The sequence below is a fragment of the Pedobacter sp. UC225_61 genome (assembly GCF_044452285.1).
Taxonomy (GTDB): Bacteria; Bacteroidota; Bacteroidia; order Sphingobacteriales; family Sphingobacteriaceae; genus Pedobacter.
In genome coordinates this window covers 3,411,081-3,431,134 of the sequence record NZ_JBIOAL010000001.1, presented here as the reverse complement: position 1 = coordinate 3,431,134, position 20,054 = coordinate 3,411,081, and the positions used below count along the sequence as shown (strand labels likewise).

Below are 20,054 nucleotides of genomic sequence, written 5' to 3'. Positions count from 1 at the left end.
CGCTTTTGTTGCTTATACACTAAAAACATTAACTTTAATTATGAAAAAACAACTATTGATATTGACTTTTGGTGCACTAGCTTTTGCATCTTGTCAAACAAAACAAAGCGGAGCAGATTCCCAACCCGATTCAGTTGCCCTAAAAGCAATAAATGATACTGCTTTTTCAAAACACATTGCTGTTTTGGCTTCTGATGATTTTGAAGGTAGAAAACCATTTACCGAGGGTGAAACAAAAACCATTAATTACCTAAAAGGAGAATTTGAAAAATTAGGCTTAAAGCCAGCCAATGGTGATAGTTATTTCCAAGATGTACCCATGGTAGATATTAAATCTACACCTACAGATTTAACAATAAAATCAGCTAGTGGAAGCTCAACTTCACTTAAATATTTAGATGATTTTGTAGGTGCAACTCGTCATGTAACCAATCAGGTTAAAGTAGATAACTCGGAACTAGTTTTTGCAGGGTATGGTATTGTTGCTCCAGAGTATAAATGGAACGATTACGAGGGTTTAGATGTAAAAGGTAAAACCGTTGTTGTAATGGTAAATGATCCTGGATTTTTGGATTCAACTCTGTTTAAAGGTAAAACCATGACGTATTACGGTCGTTGGACGTATAAGTTTGAAGAAGCAGCTCGTCAGGGTGCAACTGGTGTAATTATCATTCACGAAGATAAAGCAGCGAGTTATCCATGGGCGGTGGTTAGAAGCGGTTGGTCTAAATCTAAGTTGTATTTAGCAGCTGCCGATGACAATAAATCAAGAGCTTTACTAGAAGGATGGATTACCCAAGATGTAGCAAAAGCAATGTTTAAAATGGCTGATAAATCAGCTGATTTAATGGTGCAAGCAGGTAAAAAAGGATTTAAACCAGTTGATTTAGGATTAAAAGTATCCACTACCATAAACAATACCATTAAAAAATCTATATCCCACAATGTGGCAGCTATTTTACCTGGAACAAAAAGGGCAGATGAATATATCATTTACTCAGGGCACTGGGATCACTTAGGTAAAGGTGAAGCGATCAATGGAGATTCAATTTACAATGGAGCAGTAGATAACGCAACTGGAACTGCTGCTTTATTAGTATTAGCAGATGCGTTTAAAAAAGCTAAAAAGCAACCAGAACGTTCTATTTTATTTTTAGCAGTAACCGCTGAAGAACAAGGTTTATTAGGGTCAGAATATTATGGATCACATCCATTGGTTCCTGTAAATAAAACGGTAGCCAACATTAATATCGATGCAATGTCGGCGAGTGGAAAGACAAAAGATATCATTGCAGTTGGTTTAGGACAGTCTGAGTTGGAAGATTATTTAGTAGATGCTGCTAAAAAACAGGGTAGAGTTGTGGTTAAAGATTCTAATCCATCCGCAGGTTTTTACTTCAGATCAGATCACTTCAACTTTGCAAAAGTGGGTATTCCCGCTTTATATACCGAGGGTGGAGACGACAATATTGCTCACGGATTAGCTTGGGGTAAAGCGCAAAAAGAAGAGTATACCACAAATCGCTATCACGCACCTGCTGATAATTTTGAACCTGCCAAATGGGATTTCTCAGGCATGGTAGAAGATTTGAGATTGTTATTTGATGTTGGTTATCGCTTAAGCAACGAAACTACATTTCCGGGTTGGAAAGAGGGTAGTGAGTTTAAAGCGATTAGGGAAAAAAGTATGAAGTAAAAAATAGCAACAATAAAAAAGCCGCAAATTTAAAATCTGCGGCTTTTTAATATTGACTAATCTTACTTTTCGTTCAAAAACACAAAGTGATGATCGAACATATCTAATTTTATCTTACTATCCTTATCCACAGTTCCAGCTAAAATAGATTTCGATAACTCATTCAGAATCCTTTTTTGTATTACACGTTTTAAAGGTCTGGCACCAAATTGAGGATCATAACCTAATTCAGCTAACCAATCTAAAGCTTCTGTACTCGCTTCAATAGTAATTCCCATTTCTGCTAAAGTATCTTGAACATGTTTAAATTGTAAATCCACAATGTTTCTAATTTCACTTCTTTGTAATGGAGTGAACATAATCAACTCGTCAATTCTATTTAAAAATTCAGGACGAATAGTTTGTTTCAATACTTCAAACAATTCATTCTTCGTTTTAGCAATTACTTCATCACGATTTTCATCATCTAGATCTTTAAAGTTATCCTGAATTAAATGAGAACCAATGTTTGATGTCATAATAATAATCGTGTTCTTAAAGTTCACCACACGACCTTTATTGTCAGTTAAACGACCATCATCCAATACTTGCAATAAGATATTAAATACATCAGGATGTGCTTTCTCAATCTCATCTAACAACACTACTGAATATGGTTTTCTACGAACCGCCTCTGTTAACTGTCCCCCCTCATCATACCCAACATATCCTGGAGGCGCACCAATCAATCGAGAAACTGCATGCCTTTCCTGGTATTCACTCATATCAATTCTGGTCATGGCGTTTTCATCGTTGAACAAGAACTCAGCTAACGCTTTTGCCAATTCTGTTTTACCCACACCAGTTGTGCCCAAGAAAATGAATGAACCAATCGGTTTACGCTTATCTTGCAAACCTGCTCTCGATCGACGAATAGCATCAGAAATTGCTTCAATCGCTTCATCTTGTCCAGCTACACGTTTATGCAATTCATCTTCTAAATGCAATAACTTTTCACGTTCACTAGCCACTAATTTAAGTACAGGAATACCTGTCCAACGAGCAACTACACCTGCAATATCATCAGCAGTAACCTCTTCTTTTAGCATTCTGCTATCGCTTTGTTGGTTTTCTAAATCAACTTTTAGTTGCTCAACTTTGTCTTGTGCTTCTTTAATTTTTCCGTAACGGATTTCCGCAACTTTTCCATAATCTCCAGCACGTTCTGCTTGTTCTGCCTCTAATTTATAATGCTCAATTTGCTCTAACTGATTATTTACCGCATCAACCAAGTCCTTTTCACCTTGCCATTTTGCTTTTAATTCATCACGCTCTGCAGATAAATTGGCGATTTCTTCAGAAAGTTCTTTTACTTTTTTATCGTCCTTTTCACGTTTAATGGCCTCACGTTCAATTTCTAAACGCATAATCTCTCTATCCAACGCATCTACGTTTTCAGGAACACTGTCCATTTCCATACGTAATTTCGATGCTGCTTCGTCCATTAAGTCAATCGCTTTATCTGGTAAAAAACGATCGGCAATGTAACGTTGAGACATTTCTACAGCAGCAATAATCGCTTCGTCTTTAATTCTCACTTTATGGTGAGTTTCATAACGCTCTTTTAACCCACGTAAAATAGAAATTGCATCTTGTGTATCAGGTTCATCTACCATTACCTTTTGAAAACGACGCTCTAACGCTTTATCTTTTTCTAAGTATTTCTGATACTCATCTAAAGTAGTAGCACCAATGGCCCTTAATTCTCCTCTTGCCAAAGCTGGTTTCAAAATGTTAGCCGCATCCATTGCACCTTCACCACCACCAGCACCAACTAACGTATGGATCTCATCAATAAATAACACGATATCACCATCACTTTGTGTAACCTCTTTAACCACGGCCTTTAAGCGTTCTTCAAACTCGCCCTTGTATTTTGCACCGGCAATTAAAGCACCCATATCTAACGAATAAACCGTTTTGCTTTTTAAGTTTTCAGGCACATCACCTTTTATAATTCTAAAGGCAATACCTTCTGCAATGGCTGTTTTACCTACACCTGGTTCGCCAATTAATATCGGATTGTTTTTCGTTCTACGAGATAAAATCTGAATGACACGACGAATTTCTTCATCACGACCAATAACCGGATCTAACTTTCCGCTTTCGGCATATTCATTTAAATTTCGGGCATATTTATTTAAAGCTTGATAAGTTGCCTCAGCATTTTGATCGGTTACATGATTGTCACCACGTAAAGCTACAATTGCTTTTTTAAGGTCTTTTTCGTTAACTCCTTGCTCTTTTAACAGTTTAGAAGTCGCATCGTTCACAGCCAATAAGCCTAATAATACATGCTCTACGGATACAAAATCATCTTTAAATTCTTTTAAATAAGACTGTGCTTTTTGCAATGCACTATTTGCACTAGACGATAAATAAACCTCACCACCTGTAACTTTTGGCAGTTTTTCAATGGCTTCCGTTAAGTTTTGATTAACGGCATTTAGGTTCACATTTAGTTTCTTCAGCACATAAGAAACCACATTTTCATCAACAGTTAGCAAACCTTTTAATAGGTGTGCCGTTTCAATAGCCTGTTGCTGATTGCCCTGTGCTATTTCAGAAGCTTTTTGAATTGCTTCTTGAGCTTTTATAGTAAAATTGTTGAAGTTCATATCATCCTTTTATTCAAAACAAATGCCATTGTATTTTTGCTTTACCAATCGGAAATTTTGTCTGTATGTTTTAATTTTTAAAGACTAATTGTCTGTAAATTAAGGAATTATACTGAAATTTTGTCTGCTATATATTACCCTCGTATCTCTTAAAGCCCAACATGGTAAGTTATTCAGGGTGATGTCCGCTAAAAAAATCAAGCATTATTCTCAAAGCATTCTTATTATGCATTCTTTCCCCGTTTTCAAGAGACTCTTGTGCTATACTAGCAGCTCGTTTTCTCATGTTTATTTCATAAAAAGAAATTGCTTCCAGCAAAGAATGGTGTTTATTATTGGTTAGGCTTTCACTCAATTCTAAGGCATCAAGCATCGCCATATTTACCCCTTCTCCTGCAAAAGGTGGAACTACATGTGCTGCATCACCCAGTATTGCTAAATTTGACTTTGCTTCCCAAGTTTGGTCTAGTGGTACGCAGTTTATAGGTCGTGGAATAAAAGGCATCGTGGTGTTTTCTAATAATTCATACCATATATCGCCCCATTCAGCATAATTTGTTTTAAACCAATTAAGGATTTGTAATTTATTTGAAAAGTCTAAACCACTTTTTGCGGCCCAATTTTCTTCAGCTTTAAAACTTAGATAGAAACCTATCTCACCATTGGCTTTTTGCCCCATTAAAATGTCTTTTTCGTTTCCAAAGGCCATTATTTTTCCACCACGTAATATAGCAGAGATCTTAGGTGCATTTGTAACAGCATTGTAGATATTTCCTTCTAACATAGTTATACCCGTATAGAAAGATTTAATATAGGTTAGGTGAGGCCTAATTTTTGAATTTGCACCATCTGCCCCAATTACAATATCAGCATAAGCACTTTCCTTATTTTTGAAATGTAGTAGCCATCCATCACCTTGTTTTTCCATAGATAAAAAATGGCTATCCCAAACAATAATTTCAGATTGTAGAGATTCTAATAAAATTTTTCGCAATACTCCACGATCTATTTCCGGACGAAAATGTTCTTGTCCAAAATTTTCATCTTTCTTTAATTCGTTGCCATGGTCGCTGTAAAATATATCAGCTTTTTCGTTTGTAATTGTTGTTTTATCTGCACCAACTAGAAAGTTATTTTTAAATTCATCTAACAGATTAGCAGCTCTCAAGGCTGCCAACCCCGAATTTTCGTGCAAATCAAGTGGAGCACCTTGCACTCTTGCATCTTTATTGGTGTCTCTTTCATACACTTTTACATTTGCGGTTTTTAGCTGTAAAAGTCTTGCCAAGGTTAATCCACCAGGACCACCTCCAATAATAGCTATTTGTTTATTTTGTAATAACATGATCTTTAAATCTAGACTACAAAATTATTTGCTATCGTAGAATAAAAATTGTAAAAATCGGTCGTTTTTATTTTTGTGAAGCTCTTTTGGTGAAACACCCGAAAGTTGTTTAATTTCTTTAATAAAATGTGATTGATCGGTAAAATTGAGCTGTGGATACAGTTCGCCGTTCTTTATGTGAGGAAGTGAGGCCTGAAAGCGAAGTATTTTACAGTATGCTTTTAGAGAAAGTCCGAATTGTTGACTGAAATAACGATTGATTTGTCTTTGACTCCAAAACAGTTTTTCGGAAAGTTCATTGATTGAAATTTCACCATTAGAAGCAGAAATCAATTGAAATAAATTGCGTTTGCGCTCGTCTATTTTGCTAGGTAAAAGTTGATTGATATGTTTCGCTATCTTATGACAAAATGTTTCAAAATTGTTAAAGTCATCAATATGGAAATCCCAAAAATTGCTAGGTAGTATTTTTCCAGTGTTGATAATATCGGCTATAGAATGATTAAAAAGATATTCTACTGCAAGTGGATTAAAACTAACGGAATAAAAGTTGGAGAACTCATGATTTACATTTTTTGGTTTGGTTTCTAAACCCAAAAGTGCAACTCGGAGTTGATTGTCGTTAGTTTTTGAAAATATCAAATCAACTTTTCCATTGGGAATTACAACTGCTCCATATTGATTTGAAAAATGTTGTAGAGAAGAAAAACCATACACAAAATCAACAAGCGACTGATCAGGTTCAATAAACTGAAAATGTAAGGTGTTTTTCATTTGCTTCATCTATTATTCAACCAATATTGGGAGGCCATCTTAGATCGATCTCACAGATTTCTAAAGCCTAGTCGTGTTTATCTCGTAACTCCCAGCCTGAAGTTCAATTTTTCCGGCAGCTATTTTTTTCCCATTAAGGTAAATTACTTCATCTCGAACAAGCGGTAAGTTAATTGTTGCACTTGAATTGGCAGGAATAGTCACCTGATAGTTAATTCCATCTTTAGTTCTTTTCCAAGCAGATTTGATTTTTCCATACGGCCCATCGTGGGTGGCTTCAAAAGAATTTAACCCTTCCACGAAATAGGGTTGTAGAATTACATTCTTAAACCCTGGCTGGTTTTCATCTGGCTTGATGCCTCCTGGTGCTTTATACAACCAAGCACCAATTTCTCCAAACATAATGTGATTCATAGAAATATCTGATTTAGCATCTATCGGCCAGTTTTCGTACAAAGTTGTGGCGCCATTGGCAATCCACCAACCCCAACTTGGAAATGTTTTTTGAGCAGCAACTTTATACGCTACATCGGCATAACCATTTTCACTTAATGCATTTAAAATGGCCTTTGTTCCTAATAATCCAACATCTAAATGGAAACCATCTGCTGCTACACGTTTGGCTAAATTTTTGGCTACTTTGGCTTTCATTTCATCGGGTACAATGCCCCAATATAAGGGAACACTTAATTCTGTTTGTAAGCCAGTATGATAAATGCCAGTAGTTTTGTTTAAGTATTTGGCATTAAAAGCATTTTTGATTTTTAAAGCCAATGCGGTGTAGTTTTTAAAGTCATCCGTTTTGCCTAAAATTTTTGCTGTTTTAGCTAAAATCACCACATCAGCATAATAATAACAGGTGGATGTTAACTCTACAGGAGAAACAGATTTTACAGGCACCCAATCGCCCAGGCCCCAAGTGGTTAATCCAGTAGGGTAGGTTTCATTGATGTGGTTAATGTATTTACGAATGTTCTCATAGTTGTCTTTCAAGATTTTCGTGTCGCCATAAAAACGGTAAATATTCCAAGGAATAATTGCAATGGTACTTGTCCAATCTGGTCCATTTCCCCATTCGTAGCCCCAACCATCCGTAGGAATAATGGAAGGTAAAACGCCATTTGGCTGTTGCTCATCTCTATGGTCGGCTAACCATTTTTCATAGATGATAATGCCATCAAAACCATACAATCCAGTTTCTATGGCTATCGCAGCATCGCCTGTCCAACCATTTTTTTCGCGTTGCGGACAATCGGTAGGGTACCCAAAAAGATTGGATAAATAAGAGTTGTTGGTTGCATAATAGATTTTTTCAATTAGCGGATCTGATGCTTTAACACTTCCAGCTACAGGAACATCGCTGTGCATAAAATAACCTACCAGATCTTCTTTTTTTAAGCTTATCGGTTGACTTGAACTAACTTCAACATATTGAAAACCTTTATAATTAAAATGCGGCATGAAGCTTTCTTCACCTTTGCCACTTAAAATTAAAATATCGGTTTGAAAAGGATCTTTATCATCAGTCGGGCGGTAATGTACATCAATATTAGATAGATCGGCTCTTCCATTTGCGTACAAACGCTCGCTGTGTTTTAATCTAACCACCGTTCCTGCGGCACCATTTAATTTGATTTTACTCACCCCAGCTATGTTTCTGCCTAAATCGAATAGGTAAGTGGAATCATTAAATTTTCGAATACTTTTAGCGGTAATTTCTTCTACATTTCTTATTGGGTGTAAAGCTTGCGCTACAATGTTTCCAGAGGGTGCTGAGCGATTAATTACTCTTTTCCAATTGGTATCATTAAAATTCACAGTATTCCAGCCTTCAAGTGCTAATCTTGCGTCGTAGTGTTCAGCAGTATAAATACTATTAAAAATTATCGGACTTAAAGCTGTTTTCCAATCCTTACCAGATGTAATGGTTGCTGTCGTTCCATCTGTGTACGTTATTTTCAAATCCAAACAAAATGTTGGTCTATTGCGCCAAGGGGCTTTATCAAAATCCCAAACTGCAGTAGATTGATGGTTGTACCAGCCATTTCCTAGTAATACACCAATTGCATTTTTACCAGCTTTTAATTTAGAGGTAATATCGTATGTAACGTACAACGTTCTTCTGTCGTAACGTGTATACATTGGGTCCATTCTGTGGTTTCCTACTTTTTCACCATTTAAAGAAAGCTCATATAAACCCCCAGCAGCGATATAAGCCCTAGCTGTTTTTATCTTTTTTGTAGTTTCAAAAACTTTACGGAAGTATGGAGCAGGTTTAAGCTTTGGATCTTCATTATCAGAAATCCATGAACCTTGCCAATGATGTGCATTCATCATGCCCATTTCAAAACTTGCTATTTTTGTAGTTGTTGCCTTAGCTTGATTTACAACATCTACACGCCAAAAATATTTGGTAAAAGGTTTTAGTGATTGACCAGCATAAACTTTCAATGAAGTGCTGGTCTGCAACCATCCTGTATTCCATTGGTTTGCTTTCCCTTGTACTAAAGCAACGGAATCTGTACTCACCATAATTCTGTAAGCAGTTTGTTTTGCTCCAACTCTAAAATCTACCATTTGCCAAGTAAAACGTGGATTAGGATTGTCTAAACCAATTGGATTTATTAGATATTCAGTTTTTAAATTGGTGATGTGTTGAGCAAAACTGGTGGAGAAAGCAAATGAGGATAACAGGACGATAGAAATTTTAAAAATTTTGGATGACAGCATTTGAACGAGTTATTTATACCTAAGGTATTAATTAAATTTTAAGGCATAAAAAAACACCTTTAAATTAATAAAAGTGTTTTTGAAACCACGTCATGCTGAATTTATTTCAGCATCTATTTTTAACTGACCCTGAAACAAGTTCAGGGAGACGAAAACGCCTAAACAAGTCTATCCTAAAATTTCTTTTAATTTATTGGTTTGATGATCAGCCAATTTTTGAAGCGGACCAGCAGCTAACATTTTCATCATCATATTTAAATCTGCAGAAATAATATGTTTTGCAGTTGTACCACCGTTATCATTAGGCGTAACCGTCCATTTTAATTCCACATCAAAAGGTGGTTTTTCTGTAGGAACGGCAATTATCTCGCTATTGGGTACACGGTTAGCAATCTTAATGGCTAATTTTGCCATATTCTGAATGGTAAAACTAGCTTCATCTGTTGTAGAAGACCAGTTATAAATATTCTCAGGCATTAACTGCTGATGGTTATTTAAATCTTCCAAGAAATTATACACCTTATCAATTGGTAAATTTATTTCAACAGTACTTTCTATAATGGTCATACAATCGTATTTTGTAAATTAAAATTAAGAATTAACAATGGCATCTTTTCCCCATTCTGAAGGAGTTTCACGCCATTTATTTAATAAATCGATATCATTTTGTGCTATAAAACTATGTTCTGCAGCATAATTAATTAATGTAGAATAATTTGATAACGTAGAATAACGACATTTAGCGTTTGCAAAATTTTCATCCGCTTGATCAAATCCATAGGTGAAGATTGCAACTAACCCTGCAACAGATAATCCTGCAGCACGTAACGCATCTACCGCTTGTAAGCTGCTTTTGCCAGTCGAAATTAAATCTTCAATTACCACCACACGTTGGCCTTCTACAATTTCTCCTTCAATTAAACTTCCAGTACCGTGTTCTTTTGCTTTAGATCTTACATAGATAAATGGTAAGCCTAATTCTTGTGCTACTAAAACACCTTGTGGAATGCCTGCGGTGGCTACTCCAGCAATTACATCAACTGCACCAAATTCTTCTTGTATCAGCTGTGCTAATTTTTGACGAATGTATGTTCTAACAGATGGATGCGATAAAGTAATACGGTTATCGCAGTAAATTGGGGACTTCCAACCAGATGCCCATGTAAATGGATTGCTAGGTTGTAATTTAATTGCTTTTATTTGTAATAAAAATTCAGCTACCTTTAATTCAATATCACTTTTATTATACATGGCTCAAAAATACAGAATTTATATTAACGATAATACTTTGTTTATAGGTGTTACAGTACCCAAACAATTGGAGAAAATTCAACAGCTTGACACAGAGGATTTTGATTTTATAACATTTTATAGAAATTTAAAAAAAAGTAAGCAAAAGCATTATATGCTCATTACTAAAACACCTAAAGAGGTACTAAAAGCTATCAAAAAAAAGCTAACCTTAATTAAAGCAGCAGGAGGTTTAGTAGAAAATGCGAATGGCGAATTTTTATTTATTTTTAGAAATAAGAAGTGGGATTTGCCAAAAGGGAAAGTAGAAAAGGGTGAGAAGATAAAAGTTACTGCAGTTAGAGAAGTGGAAGAAGAATGTGGTGTGAAAATAGAAAAACGTGAAGAACGTTTATGCAAAACTTATCACGTATATGAATTAGGTGGAAAGGTAATTTTAAAGCGAACAAATTGGTATAAAATGTTTGTGAAAGGAGTACCGAAATTAATTCCTCAAAAAGAGGAAGGAATTACAACTGCATCTTGGGTTGCTCCATTAGGCGTTAAAGCAAAAATAAAAAATACCTATCCCTTAATATTAGATGTATTGAAGGCGGAGAAATTAGTTTAATTTACTTTGTCAATCTTTTACTTTGTCAATCTTTTACAGATTGGCAAAGTTTATAATATGATCTTCAAACGTTGACCATCCAAGGGAGGATTGTAAAAGTAAAGCGTTAAATCCTTATAAAAACTCAATCACTTCTTTAGGCACAAACGGACTAACATCGCCATTGTTTCTTAAAATATCGCGAACAATCGTTGAGCTGATTGCTGAATATTCAGGTTTACTTAATAATAGAATAGTTTCTACTTCAGGCATCATGGTTTGATTAATTTGAGCAATTGCTCTCTCGTATTCAAAATCTGAAGCAGAACGGATGCCGCGAACCATGTATTTTGCGTTAATTTTCCTGCAGAAATCCACTGTTAAGCCTTCGTATAATTGAACATCCACATTGGCGTTGTTTACAAAAATGGTGCGTACCATTTCTTCTCTTTTTTCGGCAGAAAGGAAATTTTGCTTCGAACTATTTAAACCAATACCAACAATAATGCGATCAAATAAAGGCAAAGCTCGTTTCAAAATATCTACGTGAGCAATGGTAATTGGATCAAATGAGCCTGGGAATAAAGCAATTTTCATCTTTTTGTTTTTTTCAATACGGTAAATATATAGGTTTAAGCTGAAAGACTAAAGTAGAAAACGCTCTAAAGCCTCCAAATCAATAGATAATAGGTATTGATTAGTAGTACAAAAAAGATAGAAAATAAATTCATAAGTAATTAACTAATAGTTAACATGGTTGTTAACCTTATAATGACCCTATTACCACCCTGTTATGACCTTGTTAAGACCCTGTAAGAGCAGGTCAAAAAATTAGAAAATAGCACAGCGATTACCGTATAAAATTAACTTTAAGTTAATTGTGATTCGATTTCAATTTTAATAAGTGGAAGAAGTGGGGAGCGAAAAATTGCAATTTTTCGTGTTTGCGAGGTATGAAGCAATCTTAAAGCATTAGAAATTAACCCGTCGTTGTAAGATTGCTTCGTACCTCGCAATGACGTTCAGCTAATGGTGTTCTCTGCGAAAATCTGTGTGTTCTTTGCGTTTAACCTTCAACCTTTTCAAAAAAGCTAAAAGAAGAATTTCCGTATTTACGTACTTCGGTAAAACCAGGTAATAAGTTTAATTTTAAAAAGGGTGGATGTTCTACAATTAACACCCCATTATCTGTTAATAAATTATTCTTCATTACCAATTGAGGGATCGTTGGGATATTTGGTAAATCGTAAGGAGGATCGGCGAAAATGATATGGTATTGATTTTTATCCTGTTCCAAGAATTTAAACGTATCTGCTTTTTGAGGTGCAATTTGAGCTAACTCAAATTTCTCTGCAACAGCTTTTATCCAAGCCACACAACCCGGATGTTTATCCACTGCAGTAACCTGTTTTATTCCTCTCGATGCAAATTCAATGCAAATGCTGCCAGTCCCACTAAATAGGTCTAAAACATCGCATTCTTCAAAATCGTAGGTATTGTAAAGGATATTAAACAAAGCCTCTTTTGCCATATCGGTAGTTGGACGAACAGGCAAGTTTGCAGGTGCATTAAACTGCCTTCCTTTTAGTTTTCCGCCAATTATACGCATTGATCAAGGGCTAATAAACTGCTGTAATAATGTGCCGGCATATCGTCTAGTATCTGTTGATCAAGATCGTTGCTGACCGCTATAAAATCAGCTTTACTAAAATATTTTAATAGACAAGTGTATTTGTCATCACCTTCGTGAATAATTCCACTTAAGTGTAATTTTGCTTCTTTTGTGTTGATATCCAGCTGATTAATTATGAATAAGAGATAATAATTAAACTCATCTAGGTTGTCTATTTCATAGCATTGCTGAAAAACAACTTGCTGCTGTTGAATATATAACGCATTAAAAGATCCAACAGAAAAATCTAATAGTAATGCGGTTTCATTTATTTTTTCGGCCATTGCCAATAAGGCTGCATGTTGCGAATATTTTTTCCCACCAGTAAAACCAGTTAACGCCTCATTAGCGGTTTTTGGTAATGAAAAAATAGTAGTAAAACCGAAATGAGGTTGAGCTTGTGCATACAAATCACCAACTGGCGTTTCGGTAAAGAACTGAGCGTGTGTATTTAAGCTATCCTCTGTATATAAATCATTTGGAATAGCAATGGCATTTTCTGTATGAACTGCAACTTTAACATTCTGATAAGGTAAGGTTAAATAAGAATCAGTTTTTAAGCGGTCTGCGAATTTTTGAGCGCTATTTTCACACTCTTGTTCATCAAAAACAGCACTAACTTGATTAGTTTCTTTATTTACTATCGCATAAGAAAAACTAGCTAAGCCCACTTTTACCAACAGGTTACAAGCTGATGCTGTAGCTGGATCAAATGCTGGGTCTATTAATAAGATGCTGTTGTTATTGTTCATGTGTTGGCAAAAATAACTTTTTTCTATAACATTACCATTGCATCTTTGCTAAATGGATAAAGCCAATATCATTGCCCAATCGTATCCGTTTCAGCCTACCGATGAACAATTGGTTTTCTGTGCAAAAGCAACGTCTTTTTTAATGAAAAATGAAACGAATAAATGTTTTATTTTAAGAGGGTATGCGGGTACGGGTAAAACAACTTCGGTGGCGGCATTGGTTAAAGCTTTACCTCAATTCAAGTTAAAAGTGGTTTTATTGGCGCCAACAGGTAGAGCCGCAAAAGTAATTAGTAGCTATACGAATAAAAGAGCCTTAACCATTCATAAAAAAATATACAGAAAACGGAGTGCGGTTTCTACAGAGATGGCTTTTCAGCTTGCACCAAATTTAGTAGAAAACACGCTTTTTATTGTGGATGAAGCTTCGATGATTGCCGATGAATGGAATCCGCAAAACGGTTCTTCGTTTTTAAAAGACTTAATTGAGTTCGTTTATCAACCTGCACCAACGGGGAAGGATAAAAATTGTTCTTTGTTATTCGTGGGCGATACAGCTCAGCTTCCGCCAGTTGGTAGTATTGATAGCCCAGCTTTAAATGAAAAATACCTGGTTGATAATTTTAGGTTAAAAGTTACCGCTGTTGAGTTAAAAGAAGTGGTGCGACAAGAAAAGAAATCGGGCATTTTGGCAAATGCAACGATGCTCCGTCAATTGATTAATAGTTACGATGAGGATAGTATTTCTTTACCCAAATTTATGACCAAAAGCTATAAAGATATTTTTAGCATGACTGGTGTAAAGTTGGTGGAGGGTTTAGAATATGCCTATAGTAAGTTTGGGATTGAAAATTCATTGGTGGTTTGTCGCTCTAATAAATCTGCAAATGTATATAACAATCAGATTAGAGCAAGACTGTTGTATAGAGAGGAAGAGTTGAGCGGTGGCGACCAAATTATGGTCGTGCGTAATAATTATTTTTGGTTGCCAGATAATCCAGAAACTGCATTTATAGCCAATGGCGATATGGCAAAGGTGATTAGAGTGAGGCGAGAAGAAGAACGATATGGGTTGCGATTTGCTGAAGTTCAATTGGAGTTTTTAGATTTTCCTGATGCTGGAATTATTTCCTGTAAAGTAATTTTAGATACCATACAAGCAGAAACGCCAAATCTTCCGCATGAAAAAAGTAAGCAGCTTTTTGATGGGTTATTAGAAGATTACAGCCATTTAAATAGTAAGAAAGATAAAATGGAAGCGATTAAAGTAGATCCCTATTACAACGCTTTACAAATTAAATTTGCCTATGCCGTAACTTGTCATAAAGCTCAGGGTGGACAATGGGATGCCGTTTTTGTAGATCAAGGTTATTTAACGGATGAAATGATAGATCTTGATTTCTTAAGATGGTTATATACCGCATTAACAAGGGCTAAAAAGGAGTTGTTTTTAGTGAATTTTTCGCACAACTTATTTGCAACTGTACAAGAAGAAAATTAAGCTACGGGCAAAAGAATAGTAAAAGTTGTGCCCTCATTCTCTACACTATTTACAATTAATTTACCGGCATGTTGCTCTACAATCCGCTTTGAAATATGTAGACCTAAGCCAATAGATTTTTCGCCTTGTAAGCCTTGACGTCCGGCTTTAGAAAATTGATGAAAAATATGTTCTTTCAGTTCCTCTGGAATACCAATACCGAAATCCTTTATAACGATACCAATTTTGTCTTTTTGTTGAGTTAAACTAATTTCAATGGGTTTATCTTCATTAGAAAACTTTAATCCGTTGCTAATTAAATTATCTATCACTCGCTCCAATTTTGAGCAGTTTAAATAAACATCTGCCTCTATATCATTAGGTAGAAATAAGAACTCTCTTTTGGAATTTGCTTTCCACTTTTGAATAATTTTAGTCAAATAAGCGGCGATATCTTGTTTTTCGGTTTTTAAATTAGTTTGATCTAGCTTTACAGTTTCAATTAAATCATTTATAATTTCTTTTGCCTGTTTAGCAGCGTTCGAAATCATTTTTGCTTCATCGTTATGCTCGTTTTCCGCTAATAAAAAACCACTTAGTGCTTGTATGTTATTTAAAGGATTTCTTAAATCGTGTGCAACAGAAGCAAGAATTTCTTCTTTTTGGGTATTTAAATGCTCAATTTCTGCATTCTTTTCTTCTAACTCTTTAATTTTTACAAAGTGACGCGATTTGAAATAATAACTATACCTAGAAAAGTAAATCAAGATAAATCCTAAGGTAATTGCAGCAAAAACATTCATCATTTTATCTTGAAAAGTGATTTTTGGAATCACCATACCTAATACAAAAACAAGAACAATAATAGCTGCAATGGTACTAATCTGCTTAAGCTCTAGGGCAAAGAATAGGCTTACCGCTACAATGCCTATCATAAACATGGTTAAATTGTTTTTTGTATTGTAGGTAGATACTACATAGCTTACCCCAAATGAGATTAAAAGCACAAATACAATAAAGAAAAGGGCTAAGGTCTTTTTATGTTGAGAACTCCATTTAGGAGAAGTTAGCGCAATTTTGCTTAAGGTGAAAAATAGGGTAGCCCCAGCTATTTGTATCCAATTTCCAAGAGAGTATTCCGTGTATCTTGTAATTTTTATGGCTTCTTCGTAAAAAGCAATGCCAATAATTCTAGTTAAAATAGTGATGACTAAAATTGCAGTACTTAATACCTTAACTTGCTTAAGGTTTGTGGTGATGTAAAATTCTTTAAAGGCTGCGGCAAATTTTGCAGGTGTTTTATACGTAAGTAGCTTGAGCAAAATGAATGTATTAGGTTTGTAAAATTAATCAATCCAAGGGTTTTTAGCATCATAATTTCTAATTGCACTAGAAATGTTATACTCTAGGTAGAATCAAAAATGCCATCAACCCAAGGCAGATGGCATTTTTTGCATCAAATAAATAAATAAAAATTTCTACTTATCCGGTTACTCTTACGTTTTCAGCTTCCGGGCCTTTTTTGCCGTCTTTTACTTCAAACTCAACTTGTTGTCCTTCTTGCAAAGATCTTTGTCCTGAAGATTGGATCGCAGAATGGTGGCAGAATATATCTTTACCGCCTTCTTCTGGGGTTATAAAACCAAAACCTTTAGCATCGTTGAACCATTTTACTGTACCTGTCATAACTTCTTTATTATTAAATTAAAAAGTGAAGATAACAATTTCAATATAAAAGGTTAAATAATTTTCATACAATTACAATTTTGTAACCTAAAAGCAAAAAGAAAAGGTGCAGCTCTTACAAACCGCACCTCACAAAAAAACTCCCTTAAGTAGATTCTACTCATTATTAAATACGTTTAATAGTGCCAAATGGTTTGCTTTACCTTAAACTATTTTTATTTTACCTTAAACTTTCGACCTAAAACGAACTCCTCAGGTTGATGATCCTTTTTGGATCCGATAGCTATCGGATGGCAAAGTTTAAAAGTAAATCGTATGATAAACTTTTGTCAATCTGTAAAAGATTAATAAAGTACAATACTGCTAATTAATCTGCCAAATGATCTACTACCAATTTAATTTCTCTATCGCTAATAACTATAATCCGCTCCTTATACAAACCGCCTGTTGCTTTTTTAAATGCACTCTTACTGATTTGGAAACGCTCATAAATCTCTTCAGGAGTACTTTTGTCGCCTAAAGCAATCACGCCGCCATTTTCTCTTAACTCTTTTAATAGTACATCTTTCGTGTCTAAAATATGACTGTAACCTAACGGCTGTAAACTCAAATCGATTTTACCTTCAATACGTACTTTTTTAATCCAGCCTTTTCTTTTTTCGCCAGGTTTTAAGTTGGCAAACAGTTCATTATGGTATAAAAGTCCAATATATCTGTTGTTAATGATGGCATTAAAGCCTAAATCTGTTTGCTCACTAATTAATAAACTCACTTCATCACCTTCATCAAAATCAAAATCATCTTCTTCAATAAATTTATCCAATCGAGAAGAAGCAAGCATACGCTGATTATTTTCATCTAAGTAAACGTACACTACATAACTTTCTCCTTTATGCATTGCTCTTTTTTGTTCACGAACGGGAACATAAATGTCTTTTCCAATGCCTAAATCTAAATAAGCGCCATCTTCACTTGCATCAACTACAGTTAAGTAGGCAAAATCATCTGTTTCTGCTAAAGCGTGTTTTGTTGTTGCAATGGTGTTACCATCTTTATTAATAAATACAAATACCTTTATGTTGTCGCCAAGTTCAGCGTTTTTGGGTACATCCGAATAGGGTAATAAAATTTCTCGTTCCCCATCTGATAAACTTAAGCCATCACTGTTTTTAGCTGCGATCCTTAAATCGTTATACTTTCCTATTTCTATCATTTTTTAATTTTGAGTTAAGCCATTTTCTTCAATGACTGTTTAATTTTCGTTTGGCAAAGTTACACAATCTTTAGGTGGGGTTGAAGGTTAAAAAATCGAGCAGATTGTAGGTATTCAAACTAAAAATTTAATTACTTTAGTTGCTATAAACCGAAAAAACTAAATTAATGAATCAACAAATTCCAACTTTTTTTCTTGGCGATGAATATTTTATCGATGAAAAAGTAAATTTTTTAAAGTTTACGAATGAATACAAAGTTTACAATGAACAAGGCGCTCAAATAGGTATTATTAAACAACGAATGAGTGGATGGCATAAATTTTTAACCCTCTTGATTAACAAAGCAATGATGCCTTTTCAGTTAGAAATAACCGATGTAAATGATCAATTACAAGCGACGATAAGTAGAGGCTGGACATTTTGGATGTCGAAGATTAGCGTAACCGATCCGAATGGGGTGGAGGTAGGCACTATAAAACAAAAGTTTAAGTTTTTTAAGCCAACCTTTACCATTAGTGAACCCAGTACGGGAGATACGATTGCGCAAATTACGGGTGACTGGAAAGCGTGGAATTTCACCATTAAAAATGCTGCAGGCGTAGAAATGGGTAAAATCAGTAAGAAGTGGGCTGGTGCAATGAAAGAGATTTTTACTTCTGCCGATAAATATAATGTTTCAATAGATCCAACTTATGCGGAGAATAAGCAGAAAGTAGCTATTGTGGCTACTGCGATTACCATTGATATGGTGCTTAAAGAAAGCAAGTAAATTTATTTTAGCCACAGATTAACAGATTTCTTTAGAGATGATAAATCTGTTAATCTGTGGCTATAATTTTAAAGGCTATTTCAAACTTCTTTCAGGTTCGTAATGTAAACCTGGCGATAACCAATACAGTAAAACCATTCTAGAATAGCGGTAGTTAAACGGAGAAAACAAAATTGTAGTACAAAATAAAAGTGCTGCAAAATACCATAAATTGTCGAAATTTAGTTCTAGACCTAAAACATAAGCGGCAACACTTACGGTAATCATTTCGGCGACATTCATCGCGTAACTTACAAACATGGCAACGTAGAAATAACCTGGTTCGCGTTCAAATTTAAGTTGACAATGTGGACAAACTTCATTCATTTTCTGAATTTTAAACCCGTACGTTGGTCCAGTAAATACTTTGCCAACTCTACAACGAGGACATTTAGCATGCATAAATCCATTCCATTGAGAGATGTAGAATTCTTTGTTAGTTTCCATTGTGTGTTGTATTTAATTTCCTGAATTTTTCTGGTGTAATGCCTTCGTATTTTTTAAAGAATTTGATGAAATAAGATTGATCGTCAAAGTTCAATTTATCTGCAATCTCCGAAACTCTTAAATCTAGATTGATTAATAAACGTTTAGCTTCTAAAATCACTCGATCTCTAATTAATACACCAGCTGGTATCCCTAAAAAATCATTACATAATGCATTTAAATGATTTGGGGTGATGTATAATAAGGCAGCATAGTGTTTTGGAAGCCTTAATTGAGCGTAGTTTTTTTCGATTAAGTTTCTGAAATTCTTTAACAGGGTATGATTATAGGAATTGTAATTTGCTTTTTGTAGGGCATCATCGGTTCTTGCAACTTCAATAAACAACCGAATTAATAGTGTTTTTACCAAATCATCGTTAACGGTTTTCTCTATTGATCCTTCTTTCAATATATCTTCAAAAATTGAAATTAGCGTGTGTTGAACTTCAGTTGGTAATTCAATTACTTGAGAATCGGGTTGTCCGTTAAAAAAGCTGAAACTTTCTAAATAATCAGGTTTTAATAAGAATGAACTTAAATAATCGGCAGAGAAATTAATAATGTATCCATCAGGTTCGGTTTCAAAATTCCAGCTGTGCACTTGTCCAGGAATCATGAAATAAATCAGCCCTGGTTTTACAGCAAACTCTTTAAAATCGATCTGTTGAGTTCCGCTTCCTTCGGTAAAAAGTACTAAATGAAAAAACGAGTGACGGTGTGCTGAATGTAAATGTTGGTGTTGCTTAGAATAATAGCCAAATCTGCTTACTAAAATCCCATCGTGTTTATACGCTTTGAGGTTTTGTATATCGTAAACTGGGATATCATTTTTCATATACAAAAGTACCAATTTAAGATGTGTTCTTAAAGGTGTAATCTCTATTAAAAATAGTACTTTTTACTGATTATGATTT

At 34.9% G+C, this 20,054-nt stretch carries 18 protein-coding genes; 4 read left to right on the top strand and 14 right to left on the bottom strand.

The features are described 5' to 3' along the window. Positions 1-40 precede the first annotated feature (40 nt). Positions 41-1,696, top strand: coding sequence for a M28 family metallopeptidase (locus ACHMWN_RS15630; RefSeq protein WP_397302953.1), 1,656 nt, complete (start codon positions 41-43; stop codon positions 1,694-1,696). 62 nt (positions 1,697-1,758) lie between these two features. Here ACHMWN_RS15630 and clpB read toward each other — a convergent pair whose 3' ends face one another. The 6 genes from clpB to pyrE form a co-directional block, all read right to left on the bottom strand. Beyond that, positions 1,759-4,353 carry an ATP-dependent chaperone ClpB gene (gene clpB / locus ACHMWN_RS15625; protein ID WP_397302950.1) on the bottom strand — a complete coding sequence of 865 codons (2,595 nt, stop codon included), beginning with the start codon at positions 4,351-4,353 and terminating at the stop codon, positions 1,759-1,761. Between the two features lie 169 nt (positions 4,354-4,522). Beyond that, positions 4,523-5,698, bottom strand: a complete 1,176-nt coding sequence (locus ACHMWN_RS15620; RefSeq protein WP_397302948.1) for an FAD-dependent oxidoreductase — start codon at positions 5,696-5,698, stop codon at positions 4,523-4,525. A gap of 24 nt (positions 5,699-5,722) precedes the next feature. Then, positions 5,723-6,472 carry a helix-turn-helix domain-containing protein gene (locus tag ACHMWN_RS15615; protein WP_397302946.1) on the bottom strand — a complete coding sequence of 250 codons (750 nt, stop codon included), beginning with the start codon at positions 6,470-6,472 and terminating at the stop codon, positions 5,723-5,725. A 60-nt stretch (positions 6,473-6,532) separates the two neighbouring features. Next, positions 6,533-9,202 carry a glycoside hydrolase family 78 protein gene (locus tag ACHMWN_RS15610; RefSeq protein WP_397302944.1) on the bottom strand — a complete coding sequence of 890 codons (2,670 nt, stop codon included), beginning with the start codon at positions 9,200-9,202 and terminating at the stop codon, positions 6,533-6,535. A 168-nt stretch (positions 9,203-9,370) separates the two neighbouring features. After that, complete coding sequence (locus tag ACHMWN_RS15605) at positions 9,371-9,769, bottom strand: SRPBCC family protein (protein WP_397302941.1); 399 nt, start codon at positions 9,767-9,769, stop codon at positions 9,371-9,373. 24 nt (positions 9,770-9,793) lie between these two features. Further along, a complete protein-coding gene (gene pyrE / locus ACHMWN_RS15600) occupies positions 9,794-10,453 on the bottom strand; it encodes an orotate phosphoribosyltransferase (protein ID WP_397302938.1) in 660 nt (219 codons plus the stop codon). Between pyrE and ACHMWN_RS15595 the strand changes: the two genes are divergently transcribed. Beyond that, a complete protein-coding gene (locus tag ACHMWN_RS15595) occupies positions 10,452-11,063 on the top strand; it encodes an NUDIX hydrolase (RefSeq protein ID WP_397302935.1) in 612 nt (203 codons plus the stop codon). The genes pyrE and ACHMWN_RS15595 overlap by 2 nt on opposite strands. Before the next feature lie 114 nt (positions 11,064-11,177). Here the strand turns inward: ACHMWN_RS15595 and coaD are convergent, their stop codons facing one another. The 3 genes from coaD to ACHMWN_RS15580 form a co-directional block, all read right to left on the bottom strand. After that, a complete protein-coding gene (coaD, locus tag ACHMWN_RS15590) occupies positions 11,178-11,639 on the bottom strand; it encodes a pantetheine-phosphate adenylyltransferase (RefSeq protein ID WP_397302932.1) in 462 nt (153 codons plus the stop codon). Between the two features lie 469 nt (positions 11,640-12,108). After that, on the bottom strand, positions 12,109-12,651 hold the full coding sequence (locus ACHMWN_RS15585) for an RsmD family RNA methyltransferase (protein WP_397302930.1): 543 nt from the start codon (positions 12,649-12,651) through the stop codon (positions 12,109-12,111). After that, on the bottom strand, positions 12,642-13,466 hold the full coding sequence (locus ACHMWN_RS15580) for a DUF3822 family protein (protein WP_397302927.1): 825 nt from the start codon (positions 13,464-13,466) through the stop codon (positions 12,642-12,644). The genes ACHMWN_RS15585 and ACHMWN_RS15580 overlap by 10 nt, the downstream gene beginning before the upstream one ends. Positions 13,467-13,518: 52 nt before the next feature. Here ACHMWN_RS15580 and ACHMWN_RS15575 point away from each other — a divergent pair, with 52 nt between their 5' ends. Next, a complete protein-coding gene (locus ACHMWN_RS15575; protein ID WP_397302926.1) occupies positions 13,519-14,967 on the top strand; it encodes an ATP-dependent RecD-like DNA helicase in 1,449 nt (482 codons plus the stop codon). Here the strand turns inward: ACHMWN_RS15575 and ACHMWN_RS15570 are convergent. The 3 genes from ACHMWN_RS15570 to ACHMWN_RS15560 form a co-directional block, all read right to left on the bottom strand. Beyond that, complete coding sequence (locus ACHMWN_RS15570; RefSeq protein ID WP_397302924.1) at positions 14,964-16,268, bottom strand: sensor histidine kinase; 1,305 nt, start codon at positions 16,266-16,268, stop codon at positions 14,964-14,966. The two genes, ACHMWN_RS15575 and ACHMWN_RS15570, sit on opposite strands and share 4 nt — an antisense overlap. 160 nt (positions 16,269-16,428) lie before the next feature. Beyond that, positions 16,429-16,632 carry a cold-shock protein gene (locus ACHMWN_RS15565; RefSeq protein WP_182921963.1) on the bottom strand — a complete coding sequence of 68 codons (204 nt, stop codon included), beginning with the start codon at positions 16,630-16,632 and terminating at the stop codon, positions 16,429-16,431. Between the two features lie 367 nt (positions 16,633-16,999). Next, positions 17,000-17,845, bottom strand: coding sequence for a S1 RNA-binding domain-containing protein (locus ACHMWN_RS15560; protein WP_397302922.1), 846 nt, complete (start codon positions 17,843-17,845; stop codon positions 17,000-17,002). A 167-nt stretch (positions 17,846-18,012) separates the two neighbouring features. Here ACHMWN_RS15560 and ACHMWN_RS15555 point away from each other — a divergent pair, with 167 nt between their 5' ends. Continuing rightward, positions 18,013-18,615 carry an LURP-one-related/scramblase family protein gene (locus ACHMWN_RS15555; protein WP_397302921.1) on the top strand — a complete coding sequence of 201 codons (603 nt, stop codon included), beginning with the start codon at positions 18,013-18,015 and terminating at the stop codon, positions 18,613-18,615. Positions 18,616-18,690: 75 nt separating this feature from the next. Here the strand turns inward: ACHMWN_RS15555 and ACHMWN_RS15550 are convergent, their stop codons facing one another. Continuing rightward, entirely contained in the window at positions 18,691-19,101 is a 411-nt protein-coding gene (locus ACHMWN_RS15550; protein WP_397302919.1) for a DUF983 domain-containing protein, read from the bottom strand. Continuing rightward, on the bottom strand, positions 19,091-19,975 hold the full coding sequence (locus tag ACHMWN_RS15545) for an AraC family transcriptional regulator (RefSeq protein WP_397302917.1): 885 nt from the start codon (positions 19,973-19,975) through the stop codon (positions 19,091-19,093). Before ACHMWN_RS15545 ends, ACHMWN_RS15550 begins: the two co-directional genes overlap by 11 nt. Positions 19,976-20,054: the final 79 nt, after the last annotated feature.